This window comes from Bradyrhizobium sp. ARR65 (genome assembly GCF_000472385.1).
In the GTDB taxonomy this organism is placed as follows: Bacteria; Pseudomonadota; Alphaproteobacteria; order Rhizobiales; family Xanthobacteraceae; genus Bradyrhizobium.
In genome coordinates, this window is record NZ_AWZU01000018.1 from 69,825 (window position 1) to 94,341 (window position 24,517).

Consider the following 24,517-nt stretch of genomic DNA (forward strand, 5'->3'; position numbering starts at 1 on the left):
GGCTCAAACCTAAAGCTGACGTTTTGCTCGAGCATGATCTCCGCGCAAATGCGTTCCCGTTCGTCAGCTACCGCGGCGCTGCGGGGCAGATCATGCTCTCTAGCCCTTCTCGGCTGCCTCTTGCGCGGCGATCTGTTCGACCAGATCGACAATGCTGCGCCGGAGTTTCGAGTCGGTGATACGCGTGAAGGCGCGGGTCAGAGCCAGCCCTTCGGAGGTGGCGAGGAAATCGGACACATAAGTCGGCGAAGCTCCGTCGCCGAAGGCCTCAGTGCCGCCTTTGCTGCTTGGCCCGCCTTCGAACAGGAACGAGACAGGGACCTGCAGCACTTCCGCAATCTGCTGGATGCGGCTCGCGCCCACCCGGTTGGTGCCTTTCTCGTATTTCTGTATCTGCTGGAACGTGAGCCCTAGGGCTTCGCCAAGCTTTTCCTGGCTCATGCCCAGCATGATACGGCGCATCCGCACCCGACTGCCGACATATTTGTCAACAGGGTTCGGTGCTTTGGTCGACATCTCCGATGCTCCTTTGCGATCAGGCCTGAACCGGCGAGGCAAGCGAAAACAAATGGGCCACAGGCGCCAGCACCGTCAAACCTTGCAGGGGAGATCGGGGGGTGATGCGGAGAACCTGACAGTGACCTGACTTTTCGTGCGCCAGAAAATGCGAAGAGCCATGCCGATCTGTCAACTGGTGGAGCACGCCGGTTGCAAAAATTCTTGATAGCGCAGAACTCCAGCAACAATCAGCAACAGGATGCAAGCGTCAGCCGCGCGAGAGCCGGCGGCGAATGACGAAGATTAGGGCGACGGCGACAAAAATCGCCGCAGGACTATCGCCCACGCGCGTGTAGACGGTCGGTGCGATCGCCGCCGGCAGGCCGGAATCCAGGACGCCCTCGCGGCCGAGGGGAAGCTGTGCAACCACACGTCCCACCGGATCGACCACAGCGGAAATTCCAGTATTGGCCGCGCGCACCAGCGGCAGGCCCTGCTCGATGGCGCGCAGCCGCGCCTGCTGCAAATGCTGGTGGGGACCGGTCGTGATGCCGAACCAGCCATCATTGGTCAGATTGACCATCCAGCCGGGACGCCCGTCGGGGGTTCCGATGGCGGAGGGAAAGATCGCTTCATAACAGATCAAAGGAAGGGCCGGCGGGGCATTCGGGATCTTCAGGGTGTGGCGCACCGTGCCCGGAATGAACCCGCCCTGAACCCGGGTGAGTTGCTCGAAACCGAGCCGTTCCATCCAGTCCTGGAACGGCAGGTACTCACCGAATGGTACAAGATGCAACTTGTCATAGATGGAGAGCACGCTGCCGTCATGATCGATCACGTAGATCGAATTGTAAGCTCGCGTGACGCGCATGCCCGGCGGCAGGTCGTCGGGCGCGCGCACGGCCCCGGTGATGAGCACCGTCTTCGGGCCGCTCGACAAGAGATCGGCGATCTGCGCCATCGCGTCCGCCTCGCGTGTCAGGAAGAACGGAAAGGCGGATTCGGGCCAGATCAAAATGGTCGCATCGCGTACGCCCGTGGCGTTCGGTCCAGTGGCGCGATCGGACAGCGCCAGGTATTTCTTCATCACCGCCGCCTTGGCGGAATAATTGAATTTCTCGTCCTGCTGCAGGTTGGGCTGCATGAGCCTGAGCTTGACGTTCGCAACCATCCTGGTCGGGTGCATCGCTAGGCGGACGGCGCCGAACGCGCCCATCGCGATCAAGAGCACCAGAGCCGCGATCGGCGCGGTCCATGAGGCGCGCGCGCGGGCCGTGCGGTCGATCAGCACGGCGGGCGCGGCAAAGATCAACACGGCCAGGAAAGTCATGCCCCAGATGCCGATCAGCGAAGCCGTTTGCGCGAGCGCCAGCGGCTCGGTCAGCGCATAGCCGAACGCATTCCAGGGGAAGCCGGTGAGCAGGTGGCCGCGCAGCCATTCCGCGATCGTGAGACTGCCGGCAAGCGCCACCACCCGCGAGCCATCCTTGCTCCACACCAGGCGTGCGAGGGCAAAGCCGAACGCCGAAAAGAGCGCGAGATAAGCGGGCAGGCCCAGCACTGCGAACGGCATCAGCCAGGCAAAGGTCGAGGCGTCCACCAGGAAGGCATCGCCGATCCAGTAGAGGCCCGGCACGAAATAACCCAGACCGAACCAAAAGCCCGCCAGCGCCGCTGCTGGCAGCCCTTGCGCCCGGCCGGCGGCGGCCCCGTCGATCAGCCAGACAGCCACGGGAAAGGTCACAAACAGCACCGGCCAGGCGTTGAACGGCGCCATGGCAAGAACCGATAGCGCCCCTGCGGCAAAGGCGATAAGCGCGCGCTTCCAGCCCCAGGAGAGAATGATCGACAGCGCCGCGGCGCGCAGTTTCTCGGAAACACTCACTGGGGGCCGGCTCCGTCGCCGGGAGCTGGCGGGGAGTTGTCGTTGGCCTGGGGCGAACCGGCGTCGGGCGCGGCCTCGCGGCGGCGGCTTTCGCGCTGCGTTCGCGAGGCGGGGCGCTCTTTGCGCGTGGTGATGCGCAGCCGCTTCACGCGGCGCGGATCGGCATCGAGCACCTCGACCTCGAAATTGCCGGGACCGGAGATGACCTCGCCGCGCACCGGCAGGCGGCCGACATGGCTCACGAGATAGCCTCCCAACGTTTGCACCTCTTCACCGGCTTCGCCGGGCACAAACTCTTCCCCGATCACCGAGCGGACATCCTCGAGACTTGCGCGTGCGTCGGCGATGAAAGAATTGTCCGGCTGCCGCACGATCGAGGGCGGCTCGTCGCTGTCGTGCTCGTCGTCGATCTCGCCGACGATCTGCTCGACGATGTCCTCGATCGAGACCAGCCCGTCGGTTCCGCCATATTCGTCGACCACGAGCGCGAGATGGATGCGCGAGGCCTGCATCTGCGCGAGCAGGTCGATCGCGCGCATCGAGGGCGGCACGTATAACAGCTTGCGGATGATGTTGGCGTCCGCCAGCGGCATCGCGAGATCGACCGAACGCAGATCAAGGCCGGCGGGGAAGGGCTTTTTCCGCCGGGTCTTGGCCGGGTCGCGCACGCGCGCCTTCGCGGTCATGAAGGCGAGAAGATCGCGGATGTGGACCATGCCCTCGGGATCGTCGAGTGTTTCGTTGTAGACGACCAGGCGCGAATGACCCGCGCTTTCGAACCGGTCCATCAATTCGCCGAGCTGGATGTCGCGCTTGACCGCGATGATGTCGGCGCGGTGCACCATGACGTCGGCGATGCGCCGCTCGTGCAGGGACAGGATATTGCGCAGCATGGTGCGCTCGACGGCGGTGAAGCCGGCATCGTCGGGCGCCGCGGCCTCGAGCACCACCTGCAGATCGTCGCGCACCGATCCCGGTTTCCAGCCGAACAGGGTGCGGATGGCGCGGATGAACCAGTTTTCCGTGGCGGGGCGGCCGAGTTCGTTCTCAGGAACGACGGCCGGCAGGTTGCGCGTGTTGCGCGGATTGTCGTGGATCGGTTCGGAGTCCGGCATCTCAGTCCATCCGTTCCCGTTCCGCATAGGGGTCGGGAATCCCGAGTTGCGCCAGAACCTCGGTCTCCAGGGCTTCCATTTCCTCGGCGTCGTCGTCCGCCTCGTGATCGTAGCCGATCAGATGCAGAAACCCATGCACTGCAAGGTGGCTCAAGTGATCAGCGAACGGTTTGCCCTCTTCGTCGGCTTCGCGCCGTACCGTCTCATACGCGATCGCGATGTCGCCGAGGCTGTGCGGCGCATCATTGTCGCCGTCCGCGCCGCCGATATCGGGCGCCGGAAACGACAGCACGTTGGTCGGCTTGTCGATACCGCGGAAATCCTTGTTGAGCGTGCGAATACCGGCATCATCGGTCAGCATCACCGCGAGCTCGGCGTTGCCGACATCGGCGTTGGACGCGGAGGCGGCTGCCTCGATCGCGCGCTGGACGATACTCTCGGCATCCGGCTCGTTCTGCCAGCCTTCGGCGGCGATAACGACTTCGGTGATGGGGTGGACTGGGTTCGGCATGTCAGTGGGTTGAGCGGAATATCTCTTCGGCCGAAGATCGCCTTCGGGCGCGGCGCGATCCTTCACAGCTGATTGGCCGCCTGCTTTTCGGGCGACGCTTCATAGGCCGCGACGATCCGCGCTACCAATTCGTGGCGGATCACATCGTCCGCCGTGAACCTCACCTGTGCGATCCCATCAACGCCATTGAGCAGCCTCGTGGCCTCGGCGAGACCCGACATCTGCCCATTCGGCAGGTCGACCTGCGAGGGATCACCGGTGACGATCATGCGGCTGTTCTCGCCGAGCCGGGTCAGGAACATTTTCATCTGCATGGACGTGGTGTTCTGTGCCTCGTCCAGAATGATCGCGGCGTTGGTCAGCGTGCGGCCACGCATGAAGGCAAGCGGCGCGATCTCGATCTCGCCGGTCTGCAACGCGCGTTCGACGATCCGCGCATCCATCACATCGTACAACGCGTCATAGATCGGGCGCAGGTAGGGATCGACCTTTTCGCGCAGATCGCCCGGCAGGAAGCCGAGCCGCTCGCCGGCTTCGACCGCGGGCCGGGACAGGATGATGCGGTCCACTTCCTTGCGCTCGAACAATTGCGCGGCATGGGCCACCGCAAGCCAGGTCTTACCGGTGCCGGCAGGACCGATCCCGAACACCAATTCATGGCGCTTGAGCGCACGGATGTAGGAGTCCTGCGCGGCGGTGCGCGCCCGCACCGGGCGCTTGCGCAAGTTGATGATCTCGAACGCGCTCTTGGCTGCCTTGGCGTCATATTCGAACAGCGAGCCTTGCGCGATCACGGCGCGGATCGCGCCTTCGACCTCGCCCTGATCGAGATCGTGGCCTTGCACGGCCTGGGCGTACAGCGCCTCGAGCACGCGGCGGCCGGCGTCGCAGCCGTCGCGGGAGCCTGCGATGGTGATGTGGTTGCCCCGGGAATCGACGACGATGCCGAGCCGGCGTTCGATCTGCGCCAGGTTCTGGCCGTAGGGGCCGACCAGCGCGGAGACGGCGCGGTTGTCGTCGAAGTCGATGACGACCTGCGTCTCGGGCGGGATCTGCATGTCGCGGTCAAATTTGCGGCTGGGAGCGAGCGAAGACGAATCCGATGCGCTTTTTGGCAAGGGTTTCAGGCTCCAATGGTCATTTGAGAAGGCGCGGGCCGAACGTCCGATAGAGGGCTGGCAAGCGTGCCAAACAGGCTGAAGCGCTCAAGCTTTTCGATCCGAACCGGCAGCACCTGGCCGATGATGTCATGCGGTGCCATGACATGGACCGGCTGCAGATAAGGGCTGCGTCCGACGATCTGCCCGGGATTGCGCGCGGGGCTCTCGAAGAGCACGTCCATAGTGGTGCCGATCGCCGCCGCGTTGAAGGCCGATTGCTGGCTGTTGATCAGGTCCTGAAGCCGCGCCAAACGCTCGTCCATCTCAGCCGTCGACACCGTCTCCTGCATCTCCGCCGCCGGCGTGCCGGGCCGCGGCGAATATTTGAACGAATAGGCGGCAGCGTATCCGATTTGCGTGACAAGCGCGAGGGTGGCGGAAAAATCTTGCGCCTTCTCGCCGGGGAAGCCGACGATGAAATCCGATGAGAAAGCAACGTCTTGGCGAGCCCGCCGAAAACGTTCGATAGTTTCGCAATAATCCCGCACGGTATGTTTACGATTCATCGCGGCCAAAATCCGGTCGGAACCCGACTGCACCGGCAGATGCACGAACGGCATCAGTGCCGGCACGTCACGATGGGCCTCGATCAGGCTATCGTCGACGTCGCGGGGGTGGCTGGTCGAATAGCGCAGCCGTGCGATGTCGGGAACGTCGGCAAGCCGCAACAGCAACTTGCCGAGGCTCCAACTCGTCCCGTCCGGTCCCTCGCCGTGATAGGCGTTGACGTTCTGGCCGATCAGTGTGATCTCGCGCACCCCGTTGTCGGCGAGCCGCTTGACGTCGTCGACAATCTTCTCGACCGGACGCGATACTTCCGCACCGCGGGTATAGGGCACGACGCAGAAGGTACAGAACTTGTCGCAGCCCTCCTGCACGGTCACGAAGGCGGAAATTCCGCGCGCGCGGATCGCGCTGGGCGCAGGCTGCGGCAAAAAGGAAAATTTGTCCTCGGCCGGAAACTCGGTCTCGATCGCGCGGCCTTCGCTGCTCGCGCGCTCGATCAGTTGCGGCAAGTGATGATAGCTCTGCGGCCCGACCACGATATCGACGGCCGGCGCGCGACGGATGATCTCGTCGCCTTCGGCTTGCGCGACGCAGCCGGCAACCGCGATGCGCATCTCGCGACCCTCGCGAGCCGCTTCCTGCTTGGCGACGCGCAACCGTCCCAGTTCGGAGTAAACCTTCTCGGAAGCCTTTTCCCGGATGTGACAGGTGTTGAGGATCACGAGATCCGCATTATCGGCGTTGTCGGTCTCGACATAGCCCTCGGATGCCAGCGTATCCACCATGCGCTGGGCATCGTAGACGTTCATCTGACAGCCATAGGACTTGATGTGGAGTTTGCGCTTCGGACTCATGAACCCTGTTTAAGTGTCGGCACTGCGCGCGTCGGTCGAAAACATGATCTTTTCGGAAAGACGGTACCCCCGATGATCCGCCACGCGCATGGTTCAGATATAGGCTAAACCGGCGAAAATCCAGCGACGGGGGCTGAATTTTGCTCAATTTGAGCAATCAGGGCGGGCAAATGCCGCATGTCGTCAAAGATCGCCAGCGCCCCGGCCTTCTCCAGGATTTCCGCGTGGTCGGCGCCACAATGGCTGCCGCCGTGAAAGCCAAGGACGGCCATTCCGGCCGCGCGGGCTCCGGTTACTCCGGGAACACTGTCCTCGATGACCAGACATCGTTCCGGCGATACGTTCATTCGGCTGGCCGCGAACAGGAACAAGTCGGGTGCCGGTTTCCCACGTCTGACCTGAGTGGCCGAGAAGATATGCGGCGCGAACAGGCCGTAAAGCCCGGCGCAGGTCAGGCCGTGGTGGATCTTCTCGGGAGTGCCGCTGGAGGCCACGCATTTCGGCAGCGCGATCGCGGAAATCGCTTCGGCGACATGGGCAATCGCCTTGAGGTCTCCGGCATAGAACTGCAGCGTCGCATTTTTGACCTGCTGCTCGACGTCGTCTGGAAGCGGTCGGCCGAGTTCGGTTTCGACGATCAGGCGTGCCTCGCGATCGGAGACACCAAGAAAGCGGCGCAACACCTCTTCTTCCGTGATCGGGTAACCATACCGCGTCAACACGTCGGCGTGCGCGCGGCAGGAGATGACCTCGCTATCGACCAGCACGCCGTCGCAATCGAAGATGATGAGATCGATCGCCACTTAGGTTGAGGTCTTATCCTCGTCCAGCGGGACGCAATACAGCTCCAAGCGGTGATCGACCAGCTTGTAGCCCAGCTTGCGGGCGATTTCGGCTTGCAGCTTCTCGATTTCCTCGGAGGTAAATTCGATCACCTTGCCGTCGCGCAGGTTGATCAGGTGATCATGATGGCTATCGCGCATCTGCTCGTAGCGGGCGCGGCCTTCGCGGAAATCGTGCCGCTCGATGATGCCGGCATCCTCGAACAGCTTCACCGTGCGGTAGACCGTCGAAATCGAGATCTTGTCGTCTACCGCGACGCAACGATGATAGAGTTCCTCGACGTCGGGATGATCCTCGGCTTCCGCCAGCACGCGGGCGATCACGCGGCGCTGCTCGGTCATCCGCATGCCGGTGGCGGCGCAACGCGCTTCGATGCCCGACGTTTTTGGTGCTGACGAAGGTTTCAATGCAGTCATAGATTGTTGCCCTGAGAGCTGGCGCCTTGTGCCACCATGTCCATGTTACGACAAGTCGCGGCGCATCAGAAGCGCGTTCGATTGTTCCCCGGAGGCATCTCGATAATATCTTTCGCGGCGGCCGACGACGGCAAATCCGGCCCGCTCGTAGAGCCGTAGCGCCGGACCGTTACTTTCCTCAACCTCCAGAAATATAGTGCGTACGCCGCGGGCTGCGAGGTGGCCGAGATGGGTCAGAAGCAGGTTGCGGGACAGTCCCTGGCCACGATGGCGCGGATCGATCGCGATCGACAGGATCTCGGCCTCATCGGCGCCGAAGCGGGATACCGCAAAGCCAATGATCTTTCGCCCCAGCTTCAGGCGATGCACGAGCGTGTTGGCCTCGCCCAGCATGCTCTCGAATTCGCCTTCACCCCAGCCGCAGTGAAACGAGGCGCCGTGCAGCTCGGCAAGTCGCGGCGCGTCCGCAAGCGTCGCCGGTTCGACCAACGCGCTGCCCTCGCCGCCCAAGAAATCGGAGAGCCAATTCATGATGAGGTCGCCGTCTGCGCCGCCCGGGCCGTCTGATGGGAGGCCGGCTTCGCATCTGGAGGACGCAGATAAAACGGGCGGGCCGGCGCTGCCGCGGGATCGACGGCGGCGCCGAGCCAGGCCACCCAGGCAATGTCGGGCGCGGCCTGCGCGTCGACCTTGACCGGCGGCGGCGCGTCGCTCGGCCAGCGCTCGGCCAATATCCGCGCGGCATTGCCGACGAGATAAGGTGCGCCGAACCGACAGGCTTGCAGCGCTTCAGCGATCGGCGCGACCTTGGGCTCGACCAGCGAGCTGCCGTTGCCGCCAACCACCTGGAAATATACCTGGTCGTGGCGCGCATCGATCCCGGAGATGATCGGGTGCTCGTCATTCTCGCTGACGACGGGCGCCGCGTAAGCCGACAGGGTGGTCAATCCGACCACCGGCTTTTCCGCCGCAAGCGCAATCCCGCGTGCCGCCGACAGCCCGACGCGCAAACCGGTGAAGCTGCCGGGACCCGTGGTCACCGCGATGCGGTCTAGAGCGGCAAACGGCAATCCCGCATCCCTCATCACGCCGGCCACCAGCGGCATCAGCGCTTCCGCGTGCCCGCGTTTCATCGGCTGCGTGGCCTGCGCGATCAGGGTACCGGTGCCGGAGTCGAGGATCGCGGCCGCGCAGGCGTCGAGCGCGGTATCGATGGCAAGGATCAACATGTTCCGCTCTTACCATGCTTTGCGGCGAAACAGGTCAAGGCTTCGTTCGCCGCCCAAGTCCTTCCGGCTGGCTGTGAATATCGTTCTGGGCAGGCTCCCCCAACCAGTGTCTTGTCTCGGGATCGCAACCTGAAATTGGTATATCCCCTGGAAACTACGGTAATTAATCGAAAATTAGCCGAAAATGAAAAAACTGGGATGGTTCGCAAGCAGGCTTTCCGTCCCTCGCGTCGATCGCGCTCGTCGCCGTGGACATCACAATCGGTTTGATCCTCGAGGAGATTTCAAGATGTTCAACGGCCGCGCACGTGGAGCGGAGCTGGCGAAATCGCTGGCGCTGGAGTCCATCACCGCCAATGTCATGATCGCGGATGCCAACCTGAACATCGTCCATGTGAACCGCGCCTTGACGCAGTTGTTCGCACGAGCGGAGGCCGACATCCGCAAGGACCTTCCAGGCTTTTCGGCGACGAAGCTGGTCGGTAGCAACATCGATATTTTCCACAAGCGTTCCGAGCGCCAGCGCGAATTGCTCGGCTCTCTGAAAGAGCAGCACCGCGCCATCATCGAGATAGGCGGCCGCAGCTTCGATCTCGTGGCGACGCCCCTGCGCGACGGGCAGGGAAAGCCCGTTGGTGTTGCGGTCGAATGGAGCGACGCGTCGGTAAGGCTGCAAAACCTCGAACTGGCCGCGGAAGTCGCGGCGGCCGGCAAGGTTCAGGCCGTCATCGAGTTCAACATGGACGGCAAAGTCATCACCGCCAACGAGAACTTCCTGCGCGTGATGGGCTACACGCTCGCCGAGATCAAGGGCAAGCATCACAGCATGTTCGTGGCGCCCTCCTATCGCGACAGCGTGGCCTATCGCGACTTCTGGGCGAAGCTCAATCGCGGCGAATATGATGCGGCCGAATACAAGCGCATCGGCAAAGGCGGCAAGGAAGTCTGGATTCTGGCCTCGTACAATCCGCTGCTCGACCAGAACGGCAAGCCCTTCAAAGTCGTCAAATTCGCAACCGACGTGACCGCGACCAAGCTGCGCAATGCCGATCTCGCCGGCCAGATCGCAGCGATCGACAAGTCGCAGGCGGTGATCGAGTTCAACATGGACGGTACGATCATCACGGCCAACGAGAATTTCTGCAAGGCGCTTGGCTATTCGCTGTCGGACATCAAGGGGCGCCATCACAGCATGTTCGTCGACCCGGCCGATCGGGACAGCGCCGGCTATCGCGAGTTCTGGGCCAAGCTGAACCGCGGTGAATTCCAATCCGGCGAGTTCAAGCGGATCGGCAGGGGCGGCAGGGACATCTGGATTCAGGCGACATACAACCCGATCCTTGACCTGAACGGCAAGCCGTTCAAGGTCGTCAAATATGCCGCCGAGACCACGGCCCAGGTGATCGCGCGCCTGCAGGGCGAAAAGGTCAGCGGCATGATGGACCAGGTCGCGGCGGGCGCGGAGGAACTGAACACCTCGGTGCGCGAAATCTCCGAGGCCATGACCAAGTCCAAGGATACGGCCGCAACCGCAGTCGACCGGGTCGAGGTGGCCGACCAGCAGGCGCAGCGGCTCTCGGCCGCGGCGGAGTCGATGCGCAGCATCGTGCAGTTGATCGGCGACATTACGGGGCAGATCAACCTGCTTGCGCTCAACGCCACCATCGAATCGGCGCGCGCCGGCGAGGCCGGCCGCGGCTTTGCCGTGGTTGCCGCCGAGGTCAAGAACCTCGCCAACCAGGCCAAGCAGGCCACCGACAAGATCGATCAGGAGATCGGCAATTTGAACGGGATTTCCGGCGACGTCGTCGGCGCCCTGGTTTCGATCAAGAAGGCGATCCAGGACGTCGCGGAATATGTGAATTCGACGGCGGCCGCGGTCGAGGAGCAAAGCGCCGTCACCAGCGAAATGTCGACCAATATGCAGCGCGCCGCCGCGGAAGCCGCCGCGATCGGGCGCAGGCTGGCGTAGGATCTAAATCGTCATTCCGGAGCGGTGCGAAGGACCGAACTCAGATGTGCAATCGCACATCTGAGAAACTCGAGATCCCGGTTCGATGCTTCGCACCGCCCTGGGGGACCGTGTGCGTCGCGGTGCGACGCCCGCGGTCACATCGGCCGGACTTCGACCACGTCGGGAACGAAGTGCCTCAGCAGGTTCTGGATGCCGTGCTGGAGGGTTGCGGTTGACGACGGGCAGCCCGAACAGGCGCCCTTCATGTTGAGATAGACGATACCGTCCTTGAAGCCGCGGAAGGTGATGTCGCCGCCATCATTGGCGACCGCCGGCCGCACCCGGGTTTCGATCAGATCCTTGATCATCTCGACGGTCTCGGCGTCCTCCTCATTAAAGAACTCGCCATCGTCATCAAGCGTCGCATCGCTGCCTGCGCTACCGTCAGCGAGCAGCGGCTCGCCCGACATGTAATGTTCCATGATGGCGCCGAGGATGGCAGGCTTCAAATGCTGCCAATCGCTGCCCTCCTTGGTCACGGTGATGAAGTCCGAGCCGAAAAATACGCTGGTGACGCTGGGCACGTCGAACAAGCGAGCGGCGAGCGGCGAGCGCGCGGCGGCCTCGCGGCTCAAAAATTCCATGGTGCCGGCATCGAGCACTATGCGGCCGGGAATGAATTTGAGGGTGGCGGGATTGGGGGTCGCTTCGGTCTGAATGAACATGATTTTCTCCGGCGTCGCCGGTTCAAGGCCGGCGCGTGGGGACTGTCTAGCAGATGGCGACGGTAAATGCACGATCAAGGGCCTGAAACGGCGGGTTCCCCCCTTTTAGGACAGGGCATCAAGATCGCCGTCGCTCAGGTCGCCGGGTACGATCACCAGGGGAATCGGAAACGAGGCGACCGTCCTCGTCAGCATGGCGGTGAGCGGACCGGGCCCTTCGGCGCCGGGATTGGCGGCCAGCACCAACATCGCGATGTCGACATCCTGTTCGATGACGTCGAGAATCTGCTCGGCCGGATCGCCTTCGCGGATCACGCGTTCCGCCGTGATCGCGGCGATGCCGTTGGCGCGTCCGGCGGCACGGTCGAGGGCGGCATTCGCGTTCTCATGCGCCTCCGCGCGCATGATATCGGCGACCCCAAGCCATTGCTGGTTCTGGTCCTCGGTCTCAATGAGGCGCAGCATCACAACGCCGCCGCCGACCCGCCTGGCCCAGCGGCTGGCGTAATAGACCGCGCGGTCCCATTCAGCGCTATCGTCGACAATGACCAGGCATTTCGGCTTGTGACCCGCCTGGTAGCTTCGTCGCTGGGTGGTCATGCATGTCCCGGCAATGCATCTTAACCGAGCAGCATGCTGCCACATCCCCTCCCGCCTGGGGAGAGGGAAGAGGCGTCAGCAAGGCTTGCCACTTGCGCCGCGTTACGCGGCGCAACACTCTAGCGCTTACGGACGAAGCCGACGATGTCCTTTGTCGCCTTCATCGTCTCCTCGGCAATCGCGCGTGCGCGCTCGGCGCCATCGATCAGGATGTTGTCGACATGCTCGCGATCGGCGACCAGCCGTTTCATTTCGGAGGCGATCGGCGACAGTTTGGTCACGCAAAGTTCGACCAGCGCGTTCTTGAAGCTCGAAAACTGTCCGCCGCCGAAATCGCGCAGCACGTCCTGCTTGGTGCGGCCCGACAGCGCGGCATAGATGCCGACGAGATTGTCGGCCTCGGGCCGCGGCTCCAGCCCTTTCTCTTCCGTCGGTAGCGGCTCGGGGTCGGTCTTCGCCTTGCGGATCTTTTGCGCGATGGTGTCGGCGTCGTCGGTCAGGTTGATGCGCGAATAATCCGACGCGTCCGACTTCGACATTTTCTTGGTGCCGTCGCGCAGGCTCATCACGCGCGTCGCGGGTCCCGTGATCATCGGCTCGGGCAGCGGAAAGAACTGGCCGTCGGCGAAACCATGGCCGCGGATCGAGTCGCCGAAATCATTGTTGAACTTCTGCGCGATGTCGCGCGACAACTCGAGATGCTGCTTCTGGTCCTCGCCGACCGGCACATGGGTGGCGCGGTAGAGCAGGATGTCGGCCGCCATCAGCACCGGATAGTCGTAGAGACCCACGGAGGCATTCTCGCGATCCTTCCCCGCCTTCTCCTTGAACTGCGTCATGCGGCTGAGCCAGCCGACGCGGGCCACGCAGTTGAAGATCCAGGTGAGCTCGGCATGGCCCGAGACCTGGCTCTGATTGAACACGATGTGCTTCTTCGGGTCGATGCCGGCCGCGATGAAGGCAGCCGTCACCTCGCGCGTGTTATGGGCAAGTTGGGTCGGGCCGCCCCAGACGTCGACGTCGACCGTGATGGCATGCATGTCGACGACGCAATAGATGCAGTTGTGGGTCTCCTGCATCTTCACGAAGTTGACGATGGCGCCGAGGTAATTGCCGAGGTGCAGATTGCCCGTCGGCTGGACGCCCGAAAAAACCCGTTCCACGAAGGCCATGGCTAGCTTCCTGCTGTTTCGGGCCGTCGTTTGCCACGAGAAGCGTCAGCTACGCAAGTCGCGCGGCTTGCCGCTCTTGATAGCGTTGACCGCCGCGCGCCAGCCGGCGACGCCGAAAAGTCCGAGCAAGAGGAGGTAAATTGCAAGGCCCGCGGCAATCGCCAGAATGATCGACATTGCGTGGGCCAGGCCATGCGCGGGTGCGCCCAGCACCGACAGACGCGCCGCAAGCCACAATAGTCCGGCCATGATGAAGGCCGCTGCCGCGATTCGCCCCAGACGTTGCCGCGTCGCCGCCGCCAGCGAAAAGCCGAATGCCGCCACGCCGCTTCGGGCCAATGCACCTGCATTGCTCCAGGCGCCAAGGGCGACCCCGGCGGCAATGCCGCCTGCGCCGAGCAGGCGGTCGAAGATGAAGGCCGCAATGATCGCGACGACCAAGCCGATGAGGCTTGCCCTGAGCGGCGTAGCCGTATCCTCGCGCGCGAAGAACGCAGGCGCCAGCGCCTTCGTGAGCACGTGCGCCGGCAAGGCCAGCGCAAGCCAGACCAGCACTTGCGCGGTCGCATTCGTGTCCTGCGCCGTGAACGCGCCGTGCTCGAACAAGAGCCGTACGATCGGCTCGCTCAGGACGATCAGTCCGAGCGTCGCCGGCAGCGCCAGTCCCGCAGCCAGTTCCAGCGCATGCGACTGCGCCTGCGCAATCGCGCTTTCATCGCCGCTGCGGACGCTGCGGGTCAGCTCGCTGATCAGCACGGTGCCCATCGCGACACCGACAATGCCGAGCGGCAGCTCGATGAGGCGGTTGGCGAAATAGAGCCAGGATACTGCCGAGGGTGAGGATGAGGCGATGATGGCGCCGCCGACCATCAGGAGCTGCGGCGCGGAGTTGGCAATCATGCCGGGAACGGCACGCGCGAAGAAGCCGCGCGTCTGCGCGTCAAGCGAGACCCGCAGCGGCCTCGCGATGCGGCTGTCCGTCCGTCGCGAAACCAGTATCAGCAATTGCAGAAGGCCGGCGACGCCCACCGTCGTGGCGAGCGTCAGCGCCACGAAACCGGCGTCCTCTTTGGCGAAGATGAGAGCGATCATCACCGCGATCAGCGCGATGTTGAACAGGAGCGGCGAGAAGGCCGTCAGCGCGAAGCGCGATTGCGCGGAAAACAACGCTAGCATCACGGTCGAGGGGCCTGCGAACGCAACGTAAGGCAGCATCAGCCGTGCGTCATCGACGGCGAGCCGCAGCGTCTCCCGGCCGGCGAAACCGGGAGCCAGTGCGCTAAGGACGAACGGCATGAGAAAGCCCATCAGCGCCGTCGCGACGATCAGGACGGTGCTGACGGTCGCGAGCACCTTGCCGGCGAATGCCGCCGCGGCCGCCTCCCCCTTGCTCTCGCGCAGCCGCAGCCAGGCCGGAACCAGCGCGGCATTCAACGCGCCCTCGGTCAGCAGCCGCCTGACCACGTTGATCAATTGAAACGCGAGCAGAAAGGCATCGGCGATCGCGCCGGTGCCCAGCAATGCGGCAATCATGGAGTCGCGCACAAAGCCGAGCAGGCGCGAGGCCAGCGTTCCCGTCGAGACCGTGAGGAAAGAGCGGATCATGCGTTTCTCGAGAACGGAACCGTGGCTTGCTCCTGCGGGGGCGGGCATGATAGGCCGCGCGACAGGATTAACCTGCATTCTCGCCGCCTGGAAACCGGATTCTGGGCTTAACCGCAATTGCCGTAACAGGACCCCGACCGAATGACTGACGCGAAATATGATGTTCTCGCCATCGGCAATGCGATTTTTGATGTGCTGGTGCGGACCGACGAGGCCTTTTTGAGCCGCCACGGAATGACCAAAGGCAGCATGGCCCTGATCGACGAGGCGCGCGCGACCGCGATCTACCGCGACATGGGACCCGCGACCGAAATGTCCGGCGGATCGGCCGCCAACACCATCGTCGGCCTCGCAAGCCTGGGGGCACGCGCGGCCTACGTCGGCAAGGTCAAAGACGACCAGATCGGAGCGCTCTATACCCATGACATCCGCGCCGCCGGTGTTGCATTCGAGACCAAGCCCGCAGCGGATGGCCCGGCGACCGGCTGCTCCTACATCCTGGTGACCGGTGACGGCGAGCGCACCATGAATACCTATCTCGGCGCGGCGCAGCACTTGACGCCGGCCGATATCGATCCCGCGCAGGTCGCCGCGGCGCGCATCGTCTATCTCGAAGGCTATTTGTGGGATCCGAAAGACGCCAAGGAGGCCTTCGTAAAGGCCTCCCAGATTGCCCATGAAGCGGACCGGCAAGTGGCGCTGACACTATCGGACTCCTTTTGCGTCGATCGTTATCGCGATGAGTTCCTGGATCTGATGCGCAAGGGCACGGTCGACCTCGTCTTTGCCAACGAAGCCGAGCTGCGCTCGCTCTACTTGACGTCGGACTTCGATACCGCGCTCAAGCAGTTGCGCCTCGATGCGAAACTCGGCGTCGTCACGCGCAGCGAGAGGGGTTGCGTGGTGGCCTCAAACGAAAGCGTGGTCGCGGTACCGGCGTTCCCGGTCAAGACGATCGTCGATACCACCGGCGCCGGCGATCTCTTCGCCGCCGGCTTCCTGTTCGGCCTGGTGCGCGGGGCGGGTTACGAGAATGCCGGCCGGCTCGGCGCGCTCGCGGCCGCCGAGGTGATTCAGCACATCGGCGCGCGGCCGCAGGTGTCGCTGAAGGAATTGGCGCAGCAGAACGGGCTGCCGGTCTAAGAGCGGACCATTCCATTCACCGCTCTCTCAGCCCGTCATGCCCGGGCTTGACCCGGGCGTCCACGTCTTTGTTCGCCTGATCGGCAGCTCGAGGATGGCCGGGACGAGCCCGGCCATGACGAGAACGGAGAAGTTGGCAACTCTCACGCCGCCTTCTTGCCGCCGGCGGCATCGAGACCATCATAGATGCCGCGTTCGAACCCGGCGAAGGCCTCCAGGCATTTTTGATCGGCAAACGGCAACATCTGCATCAGAATCACGCCGGCGATATCGCGCGCCGGATCGATCCAGAAATATGTGTTGGCGAGCCCGGCCCAGGCGAGGCTGCCGGGGCTGCGTCCCTCCGGCGTCTGCGCGGTGTTGATCAGGAAGCTCAAACCCCACTTCTTGACCATCTCGGGGTAGAGATCGACATCATTGGTGTAAATCGGGGCTGCCGTACTCATCTTCGTGACCACGAGGTCGCCGATATTGTTCTGCGCCATCAACGCGACCGTCTCCGGTTTGAGCAGTTGATTGCCGTTACCGCTGCCCTCGTTCAGGATCATCTGACAGAATTTGATGTAATCGCCCGCGGTCGAGTAGAGCCCGCCGCCGCCCATGTGGAATTCCGGATCCTGCTCCAGTTCGAACGGCATCGGCGCGAGCACGCCATCGGCCCCACGGGCATGCATCCCGACCAGCCGCCGGCGCATGTCGTCGGTGATTTTGAATCCGGTGTCGCTCATGCCGAGCGGCGCGAACAGATTGTCACGCAAATAGGCGTCGAGCCGCATGCCCGATACGGCTTCGACCGCCTTGCCGACGAAGTCGATGTTCGTGCCGTATTCCCAGCGTGAGCCGGGATCGGTCATGATGGGAGTCTTCAGCGCATCGTCCTTGCAGGTGATGATGCCGGGAACACCGGTCTTCTCCAGATATTTCCCCATGTCGCCGTTCCACATGTCGTAGCAGAAGCCGGCGGTGTGGGTCATGAGGTGGCGCAGCGTGATCGGCCGCTCGGCCGGACGCAGTCTCGGTTCGCCTTGCGCGTCAAACCCTTCGAGCACCATGGGCGAGGCGAGATCGGGCAGCACCTTTCCGATCGGCTCGTCAAGCGCGAGCTTTTCTTGCTCGACGAGCTGCATCGCGCCGGCAGTAGTCACCGCTTTCGTCATCGACGCGATCCAGAACACACTGTCGATCGTCATCGGGTCGTCCTTGGCGAGGTCACGTTTGCCAAATGCGCCCTGATAGATCACCTCGTCCCCGCTCGCGGCCATCGCGACCACGCCGGGAATTTCTTTTGCGTCGCATTTTTGACGCAGGACCTCGTCGATCTGAACGTCGCTCTGCATAGGGGATCCTCCCGTTAACCTTATCGGCGGGATGATCTTCCTCTCGGGCGCTTCGTCCCGCAAGTAACGCTTTCTTTGCACCGCACGGGTCGCAATCTCGTGATTGGGGTCGCGTCCTTGGAGTGGCAAAAAGGGGACTATTGGTAATTGTGCAACAATTTGCCGGGGAAAGCCGGCGTCGCAGCGATGAGCTGCGTTGCATCGGCGATATGCTCCTTTGGTACTGTCGCTGAAACTATTTTCGCAGTAACGCGTTCGCACCGCAGCTAAATCGACGCCGACGGGCGACAAGTTTTTAATTCAAACATTGGCGGCCGCCGCCGGCCGCGAGGGGGCGATAATGATCTCGACCTGGAGCGAATGGAAGCGCTATCCCCGGCCAGGGCGTGGCGAGAATTTGGAAGCACCAATCTCGCCGGGCATTTACGAGGTTCGTTACGCCGCAACCGGCGCGCTGCATTCCTTCGGCGCGGTCGACAACGTTGCGCAGGCCCTGGCGCTGTTGCCGGTGGGCGGCAAGTCCTGGTTCGGCCGCCGTGACCCTGCCGAGCTGCCCGACCTCGAATACCGCACCTGCGCCACCTCGACGAAGGCGGACGCCAAGGCCGCCGCGGAACGTATGATCGGCCGGCGCGAAACCTATTTGAGCGGCGCCGCCTGACCGGCCGCTTGGGTGCAGCCTTGAATGCAGCTTGAAGCAGCCGCGCGTCCTCGGGAGGTCGCGCCTGCCTGAGTTTCCGCCTATATTCAGCGTCAATTCCAGAAAATCCGAGGAGCAACGCCATGACCCCTACCGCTGCCGCACGCGCTTCGCAGGGCGCCCAAACACTTCGCGAGAGGCTGAAGGATCCTTCGCTGCTGCGCGATCGCTGCTATATCGATGGCGCGTGGGTCGGCACCCCCGTCTTCGCCGTGAACAATCCGGCAACCGGGATCGAGCTTACGAAGGTGCCGCAGATGAGCGCCGCCGATTGTACGCAAGCGGTGGAAGCCGCCGAACGTGCCTTCCCCGCCTGGGCCAAGCTCACGGCCAAGCAGCGATCGAATATTTTGCGCAAATGGTACGAACTGATCGTCGCTAGCCGCGAGGATCTCGCGCTGATCCTCACGTCCGAGCAGGGCAAGCCGCTCACGGAAGCGCTTGGCGAAGTCGATATCGGTGGTGCCTATGTCGAATTCTTCGCCGAAGAAGCGCGGCGCGTCTATGGCGAAACCATCCCGACGCAGAAGCCTGATGCGCGCCTGCTCGCGATCAAGCAGCCGATCGGCGTCTGCGGCGCGATCACGCCATGGAATTTCCCGAACTCGATGATCACCCGCAAGGTCTCGCCGGCGCTTGCGGCCGGCTGCACGGTGGTGCTCAAGCCGGCCAACGAGACGCCGCTCAGCGCACTCGCGCTGGCAGCACTTGCCGAGAAAGCGGGCGTGCCCAAGGGCGTCTTCAACATCATCACCGGCGACGCGCCGCCGATCGGCAAGGTGCTGTGCGAGCATCCGGCGGTGCGCTTCGTCGGCTTCACCGGCTCGACCGAGGTCGGCAAGATTCTGTACAGGCAGGCTTCCGTCGGCGTGAAGAAGCTCGGCCTCGAACTCGGCGGCAACGCGCCGTTCATCGTGTTTGACGATGCGGATATCGATGCCGCCGTTGAAGGCGCCATGGTCTCGAAATACCGCAACATGGGCCAGACCTGCGTGTGCGCCAATCGTCTCTACGCGCAGGATAAGATCTACGACGAGTTCGTGCGGAAGCTTTCCCAAAAGGCGGCGGCGATGAAGATCGGCGACGGCACCGAAGCCGGCGTCACCCAGGGGCCGCTCATCAACATGGAAGCCATCGAGAAGGTCGAGCGCCATATTGCTGATGCCGTGAAGGGCGGCGCCAAGGTCGTCACCGGCGGCAAGCGCCATGCACTCGGGCGCACTTTCTTCGAGCCGACGGTGCTCTCGGACGTGCGCGCCGACGCGCTGGTCTCGCAGGAGGAAACCTTTGGGCCGCTCGCGCCGGTCATCCGCTTCAAGGACGAGGCCGACGTGATCGCGATGTGCAACAAATCGCCGTTCGGGCTTGCCTCCTACTTCTATGCGCGTGATCTCGGCCGCGTCTGGCGCGTCGCCGAAGCGCTGGAGTCTGGCATGGTCGGCGTGAACACGGGCCTGATCACGACCGAAGTTGCACCCTTCGGCGGCGTGAAGGAAAGCGGCCTTGGCCGAGAGGGCTCGCATCATGGCATCGAGGAATATCTCGAGATCAAATATGTGATGATGGCGGGGGTGTAGGGGCCACAAGTCACACGATGTGTCGCCCCCGCGAAAGCGGGGTCCATAACCACAGGCCCTGGTTGTCTGGCTAACCCGTGGGCCGGCTTTCCGGAAAGTGGCCGCCTGCGGTTATGGGTCTCGGATCCACGCTCGCGACCGGACAATGCCGCGCGCTGGCAGGAGCTGGCTTGTCCGGGACGACGTTATCGCCGCAGCACCGCGATCATGCGGTTTGCGAAGGTCAGCCGCTCGGCCATGACGGAGACGAAATAGGTCAGCAGCTTCTGACCGAGCGCCGGATGCTCGCGCTTGATCGTCTCGAATTGCTGCGCCGTCAGCGCATAGAGCACGCTTGCGACCTCGGCCTGAATGGTTGCGCTGCGCGGCGCATGTGAGACCAGGCCCATCTCGCCGATCGTGGTGTAGCGCCCGAGGCTGCGCACCCGGGTCGTGCTGCCATTATCGGCGGCAATCATCACGCCGACGCGGCCGTCGAGAATGAAGTGCATGGAATCGGCGGCTTCCCCTGCACTGACCACGGTCTGGCCGGCCTGGACCTCGATCCGCTCGCAGCGGTGCATCAGCTCGAGGGCGTCGTCTTCGGTGCCGAGGATTTGCGTGAACCATTCGCGCAAATTCGCTTCCTCCTGCACCCGCTCCTGATGTCGCGCAATGATCTCGTTCTCGCACCACTCCAACGCGTGATCGAGCTCCGGCATAATCAGAACGTCGGGCGAGATGAACTCGCTTGAGCGCAGCGCCTTCTCGGCCATTATAGGCAGATGGACCAGTACCAGCCTGATGCCGCGATCCTGTGCCGCACGTTTGATCTGCGCGAAGCTGAAGGCGGCGGACGAATCGATGCCGGTCACGAGCTTGAAATCGAAGATGAGATAGCGGCATTCGCCGTGGCGCGCGAGCAGTGCCTTGACGTGCTGATAGAGCCGGTTGGCCGAGCCGAAGAACAGATAGCTCTGCAGATTGAGACCCTGGATCTTGCTGCCATGCGCCGACAGTACCGCCTGGTCGTCGCGCGAGCGGTCGAGCGAACTGCGATATTCGGATCCGTTAAAGGCGAATTTGATTGAATTGATTCGCGAGGCGCTTAACGCAAAGGTGGCGCAGCCGATCACCACCCCGATCAGGATGCCCGCGACGAAACCCCATTGCAGGATGATGCCGATGATCGCGAGCAGCGAGAGGTATTCGGTCAGGAAGAGACGGCGGCGCGACTGCACGATCCATTTGTGCAACGTGTCCGCGCCGAGATAGAGCAGAAGGCCGCCGAGCACGAATCTCGGCATATAGCCGAGCAGCGCCGGCGCCACGATCAGCATCGAGGCGGAGATTGCGGCTGTTGTCAGCCCGGAGAGTCGACCGCTGCCGCCGGCGCTGAAATTCAGTACGGAACGGCTGACCGAAATGCAGCCGGTATAGCCGCCGAGGGCGCCCGACAGAATGTTGGCGACGCCGGTCACGTTCAGCTCGCGTTCGAGATCGGCCTCGCGATGGCTGGCGACCTCGATGCCTGTCGTGTTGAACAGCGTGCTCGATGCCGTGACGAAAATGAGGGCAATCAAATTGCCGGCGAGATCCGGCAGTGCGAACCAGGGATACTCGGCGATCGCTGTCGCGTCCCATGGCGACATGAACGCGATCTGCGATGGCGGCTGAAATGTCCAGCCGAGGGCTTGTGCCTCGGTACTCGAAATCCCGAACAGTCGGAAAGCGAGATGCGCAGCGATGGTGCCGACGATCAGGATGACGGGCAGGCCGAATGGCGTGCGCGAGCGGTGCCAGGTCAGGTAAAGCACGAGCGCCATGGCGCAGGCGGCCGCGAGCTCGTACAGGGGCATCAAATTGGCGAAGCTCTCCAGCGTGGCCAATTGCAGCGGCTGGCCGGTGATGACGCGAACCGCGCCGAGCAGGATCAGGCACCCGGTGGCGCCGAGAAAGCCGCCGACCACGGGATAGGGCACATAACGGATGGCACGGCCCATCCGCGTCAGCCCAAAGCCGCAGAGCACGACGCCCGTCAAGATGCTCGCCATCGCGAGGGTGACGTAAACCGGTCCAAGCACCGGCGCGGCCGGATCGGTCGCGATGATATGTTCGGCCAGTGAGGAGGCGAGGATGCCCGTCATCGCTGCGGTCGAACTGTCGGGCGCGCCGATGGCGAAGGGCAGCGAGCTGCCGAGCGCGAGGATCGCGGCAATGATCGCCGAGGTAATGAAGGTGCTGCCGACGCCGTAGGACAGATAAGACGCCAGCGGACCGGCAAAGATCAGCAGCGAATAGGACAGCCCGAAGGTGACGGTCAGAACGCTGGCAGCGGTGCCGCCAAGGACGTCATTGAGCACGCGTGCGAGCGGCGGATGGAAACTGACCGTTCGAGCTGACACCGCGTGAATTCACCCCAGACACCCGCGCCTGTGGTAGACGAGGACCGCACCTGATCACAACCATATTTTTGACTGTGGAACTCGCCCGATGCCGATGCCGATGCCGATGCCGATGCGGCGACGGCGGCTCACTCGTCGCCGAAGCCGCCATGACGGCCGACGCCGGATGCGAAGCGGCTGGCGCCTGCGAGCATCGGATTCGGACATGTGGGCGCCCTGTGTTCTTTTTCCCGTCATTCCGGGGCACGCGAAGCGCGAACCCGGAATCTCGAGGGGTTCGGCTCTGCGAGCCGCCCCGGAATGACGAACTCAGATTTTCAGTTCGCGCCCCGTGATCCGCCGGTAGGCATCGAGATATCGCCTGCTGGTCGCCTCCACTACACTCGCCGGCAAAGGCGGTGGCGGCGCTTCGCCGTTCCAGCGGCCGGCCCGGCGCTCGGCGTCGAGATAATCGCGCAAGGGCTGCTTATCGAAGCTCGGCTGCGGCTGGCCGGGCACATAGTCGTCGACCGCCCAGAAGCGCGAGGAGTCGGGCGTCATCACCTCGTCGATCAGAATGATGCGGCCATCCTGATCCCGGCCGAATTCAAATTTGGTGTCGGCGATGATGATGCCCTGCTCGCGCGCGAGTTCTTCGCCGAGCCTGTAGATCGCGCGTGTCATGCTCTCCAGCGTATAGGTGACCTCGTCGCCGACGATCTCGCGCATGCGCGGGATCGTGATGTTCTCGTCATGCCCGGTCTCGGCCTTGGTGGCGGGGCTGAAAATCGCAGGCTCGAGCTTGGCGCTTTCGACGAGGCCGGTCGGGAGCTTCTCGCCGGCCAGCGTGCCCTGCGCGGCATATTCCTTCCAGGCCGAGCCCGAGAGATAGCCGCGGATCACGCACTCTATCGGAAACACCGTGGTGCGCCGGCACAGCATGGCGCGGCCCAGAATGTCCGCGCGATGCTGCTGCAGTGCCGGCACCTCGCGGATGATCTCGTCCGTGTCGGCGGTGATCATATGATGCGGCACGACGCCTTCGAGCTCGTTGAACCAGAAGGCGCTGATTTGCGTCAGCACCGCGCCCTTCATCGGAATGGTTTCGGCCATCACCACGTCGAAGGCGGAGATGCGGTCGGTCGTGAGCAAGAGCAGCCGGTCATCACCGACGGCATAGATATCGCGCACCTTGCCGCGCCCGATCTTCGGCAGGGGTAAATCGCTTGCGAGCACGGTGGTCATCGGCGGAGCTTTCGAATTGATGCGCCCGGCGGCAGTGTCCGCGGGCAGATGCGTTGCAGCTAGCCTATTCCGGCAGCGGAATGAACTCATGTTCTTGCGGAATGGGGGCGAATTTGCCGGTTTTCCAATCCTGCTTGGCCTGCTCGATCCGCTCCTTGCTGGAGGAAACGAAATTCCACCAGATGTGCCGCGGTCCTTCGAGCGCGTCGCCGCCCAGAAACATCATGCGCGTCGGTTGAAGCGTCTTCACCGTGATGGCATCGCCGGGCCGGAAGATCAGCAGCCGCGGACCTTCATAGCGCTCATGCGCGATCTCGACCTCGCCGTCGACCAGGTAGATCGCGCGTTCCTCGTGGTCGGGGTCGAGCGGCACGCTGGTTCCCGCCTCGGCCGTGACCTCGGTGTAGAACCAGGGCGATACCATCGCTACCGGTGAGGCAATGCCAAAGGATTTCCCCGCGATGATGCGCGCGGTGAAGCCGCGTTCGGCGATCATCGGCAGGTCGCCGGCCGCATAGTGCTGGAAGCTGGGTGCGATCTCTTCCTTACCCGCCGGCAGGGCGATCCAGCTCTGCAGCCCGAGCATCTGCTGGCCGTTGCGGCGCTCGAGGGCGGGCGTGCGCTCGGAATGCGCGATGCCGCGCCCGGCGGTCATCAGGTTCATCGCGCCAGGCTCGATCTCCTGGACGTTGCCCTCGCTGTCGCGGTGCATGATCTTGCCATCGAACAGATAGGTGACGGTGGCTAGGCCGATATGCGGATGCGGCCGGACGTCCATGCCGGCGCCTGAGACGAATTGCACGGGGCCGAAATGATCGAAGAAGATAAAGGGGCCGACCATCTGGCGCTTGCCATGCGGCAGCGCGCGGCGGACCTGGAATCCGTCGCCGAGGTCGCGGGTGCGCGGAACGATCACGAGTTCCAGCGCATCGCAGGACAGGGGATCGCCGAGCACGGGATCGTTTGAGGGCATCCAGCTCATGAAAAGAGCCTCTTCTGTTGATTGCCGGGGAGCATAGCAGGATCGCGCGGCCGCCGTCCAAGGGAATGCAGGGGATTGCTCCCGCCGACCGCAACA

Annotated in this window: 22 protein-coding genes; 4 read left to right on the plus strand and 18 right to left on the minus strand. The window is 63.5% G+C overall.

Annotated elements, in window-relative coordinates; all coding sequences use genetic code 11:
- Positions 1-99 precede the first annotated feature (99 nt).
- The 10 genes from F758_RS0120340 to tsaB all read right to left on the minus strand — a co-directional run bounded on the left by F758_RS0120340 (position 100) and on the right by tsaB (position 9,018).
- Positions 100-516, minus strand: a complete 417-nt coding sequence (locus F758_RS0120340; RefSeq protein ID WP_024509601.1) for a helix-turn-helix domain-containing protein — start codon at positions 514-516, stop codon at positions 100-102.
- Between the two features lie 250 nt (positions 517-766).
- Positions 767-2,383 (minus strand): apolipoprotein N-acyltransferase, encoded by a 1,617-nt coding sequence (gene lnt, locus F758_RS0120345; RefSeq protein WP_024509602.1) that lies wholly within the window; start codon positions 2,381-2,383, stop codon positions 767-769.
- On the minus strand, positions 2,380-3,498 hold the full coding sequence (locus F758_RS0120350; RefSeq protein WP_024509603.1) for a hemolysin family protein: 1,119 nt from the start codon (positions 3,496-3,498) through the stop codon (positions 2,380-2,382). The genes lnt and F758_RS0120350 overlap by 4 nt, the downstream gene beginning before the upstream one ends.
- A 1-nt stretch (position 3,499) precedes the next feature.
- Positions 3,500-4,009, minus strand: coding sequence for an rRNA maturation RNase YbeY (ybeY, locus tag F758_RS0120355; RefSeq protein WP_024509604.1), 510 nt, complete (start codon positions 4,007-4,009; stop codon positions 3,500-3,502).
- Between the two features lie 62 nt (positions 4,010-4,071).
- The gene (locus tag F758_RS0120360) at positions 4,072-5,067 is read right to left on the minus strand and encodes a PhoH family protein (RefSeq protein WP_024509605.1); all 996 of its coding nucleotides are present in this window, start codon (positions 5,065-5,067) and stop codon (positions 4,072-4,074) included.
- A gap of 65 nt (positions 5,068-5,132) precedes the next feature.
- Entirely contained in the window at positions 5,133-6,530 is a 1,398-nt protein-coding gene (gene miaB, locus F758_RS0120365; RefSeq protein ID WP_024509606.1) for a tRNA (N6-isopentenyl adenosine(37)-C2)-methylthiotransferase MiaB, read from the minus strand.
- Positions 6,531-6,634: 104 nt separating this feature from the next.
- The gene (locus F758_RS0120370) at positions 6,635-7,333 is read right to left on the minus strand and encodes an HAD family hydrolase (RefSeq protein WP_024509607.1); all 699 of its coding nucleotides are present in this window, start codon (positions 7,331-7,333) and stop codon (positions 6,635-6,637) included.
- A complete protein-coding gene (locus F758_RS0120375; protein WP_024509608.1) occupies positions 7,334-7,789 on the minus strand; it encodes a Fur family transcriptional regulator in 456 nt (151 codons plus the stop codon). It lies immediately after the preceding gene.
- 45 nt (positions 7,790-7,834) lie between these two features.
- Positions 7,835-8,323: a ribosomal protein S18-alanine N-acetyltransferase gene (gene rimI, locus F758_RS0120380; protein WP_024509609.1), complete on the minus strand. Its 489-nt coding sequence runs from the start codon at positions 8,321-8,323 to the stop codon at positions 7,835-7,837.
- Positions 8,317-9,018: a tRNA (adenosine(37)-N6)-threonylcarbamoyltransferase complex dimerization subunit type 1 TsaB gene (gene tsaB / locus F758_RS0120385; RefSeq protein WP_024509610.1), complete on the minus strand. Its 702-nt coding sequence runs from the start codon at positions 9,016-9,018 to the stop codon at positions 8,317-8,319. The genes rimI and tsaB overlap by 7 nt, the downstream gene beginning before the upstream one ends.
- Before the next feature lie 289 nt (positions 9,019-9,307).
- On the opposite strand from tsaB, the gene F758_RS0120390 reads away from it, so the two are divergent.
- Complete coding sequence (locus F758_RS0120390) at positions 9,308-10,990, plus strand: methyl-accepting chemotaxis protein (protein WP_024509611.1); 1,683 nt, start codon at positions 9,308-9,310, stop codon at positions 10,988-10,990.
- A gap of 137 nt (positions 10,991-11,127) precedes the next feature.
- Here the strand turns inward: F758_RS0120390 and F758_RS0120395 are convergent, their stop codons facing one another.
- From F758_RS0120395 to murJ, 4 genes are all read right to left on the minus strand, one after another.
- Positions 11,128-11,697 (minus strand): NifU family protein, encoded by a 570-nt coding sequence (locus F758_RS0120395; protein WP_024509612.1) that lies wholly within the window; start codon positions 11,695-11,697, stop codon positions 11,128-11,130.
- Between the two features lie 105 nt (positions 11,698-11,802).
- The gene (locus F758_RS0120400; protein ID WP_024509613.1) at positions 11,803-12,297 is read right to left on the minus strand and encodes a universal stress protein; all 495 of its coding nucleotides are present in this window, start codon (positions 12,295-12,297) and stop codon (positions 11,803-11,805) included.
- A gap of 119 nt (positions 12,298-12,416) precedes the next feature.
- The gene (gene trpS, locus F758_RS0120405) at positions 12,417-13,469 is read right to left on the minus strand and encodes a tryptophan--tRNA ligase (protein WP_024509614.1); all 1,053 of its coding nucleotides are present in this window, start codon (positions 13,467-13,469) and stop codon (positions 12,417-12,419) included.
- A 45-nt stretch (positions 13,470-13,514) separates the two neighbouring features.
- Positions 13,515-15,074 carry a murein biosynthesis integral membrane protein MurJ gene (gene murJ, locus F758_RS0120410; protein ID WP_024509615.1) on the minus strand — a complete coding sequence of 520 codons (1,560 nt, stop codon included), beginning with the start codon at positions 15,072-15,074 and terminating at the stop codon, positions 13,515-13,517.
- A 141-nt stretch (positions 15,075-15,215) separates the two neighbouring features.
- On the opposite strand from murJ, the gene F758_RS0120415 reads away from it, so the two are divergent.
- Positions 15,216-16,217 carry an adenosine kinase gene (locus F758_RS0120415; RefSeq protein WP_024509616.1) on the plus strand — a complete coding sequence of 334 codons (1,002 nt, stop codon included), beginning with the start codon at positions 15,216-15,218 and terminating at the stop codon, positions 16,215-16,217.
- Positions 16,218-16,360: 143 nt separating this feature from the next.
- Here the strand turns inward: F758_RS0120415 and F758_RS0120420 are convergent, their stop codons facing one another.
- Positions 16,361-17,554, minus strand: a complete 1,194-nt coding sequence (locus tag F758_RS0120420; RefSeq protein ID WP_024509617.1) for a serine hydrolase domain-containing protein — start codon at positions 17,552-17,554, stop codon at positions 16,361-16,363.
- 340 nt (positions 17,555-17,894) lie between these two features.
- Between F758_RS0120420 and F758_RS0120425 the strand changes: the two genes are divergently transcribed.
- Both F758_RS0120425 and F758_RS0120430 read left to right on the plus strand, forming a co-directional pair.
- Positions 17,895-18,215, plus strand: coding sequence for a hypothetical protein (locus tag F758_RS0120425; RefSeq protein ID WP_024509618.1), 321 nt, complete (start codon positions 17,895-17,897; stop codon positions 18,213-18,215).
- Positions 18,216-18,337: 122 nt separating this feature from the next.
- On the plus strand, positions 18,338-19,831 hold the full coding sequence (locus tag F758_RS0120430; protein WP_024509619.1) for an NAD-dependent succinate-semialdehyde dehydrogenase: 1,494 nt from the start codon (positions 18,338-18,340) through the stop codon (positions 19,829-19,831).
- Between the two features lie 185 nt (positions 19,832-20,016).
- Here F758_RS0120430 and F758_RS0120435 read toward each other — a convergent pair whose 3' ends face one another.
- The 3 genes from F758_RS0120435 to F758_RS0120445 form a co-directional block, all read right to left on the minus strand.
- Positions 20,017-22,215, minus strand: a complete 2,199-nt coding sequence (locus F758_RS0120435; RefSeq protein WP_024509620.1) for an SLC26A/SulP transporter family protein — start codon at positions 22,213-22,215, stop codon at positions 20,017-20,019.
- A gap of 309 nt (positions 22,216-22,524) precedes the next feature.
- Entirely contained in the window at positions 22,525-23,439 is a 915-nt protein-coding gene (locus F758_RS0120440; protein WP_024509621.1) for a phosphoribosylaminoimidazolesuccinocarboxamide synthase, read from the minus strand.
- A 64-nt stretch (positions 23,440-23,503) separates the two neighbouring features.
- Positions 23,504-24,421 carry a pirin family protein gene (locus tag F758_RS0120445; protein WP_024509622.1) on the minus strand — a complete coding sequence of 306 codons (918 nt, stop codon included), beginning with the start codon at positions 24,419-24,421 and terminating at the stop codon, positions 23,504-23,506.
- Positions 24,422-24,517: the final 96 nt, after the last annotated feature.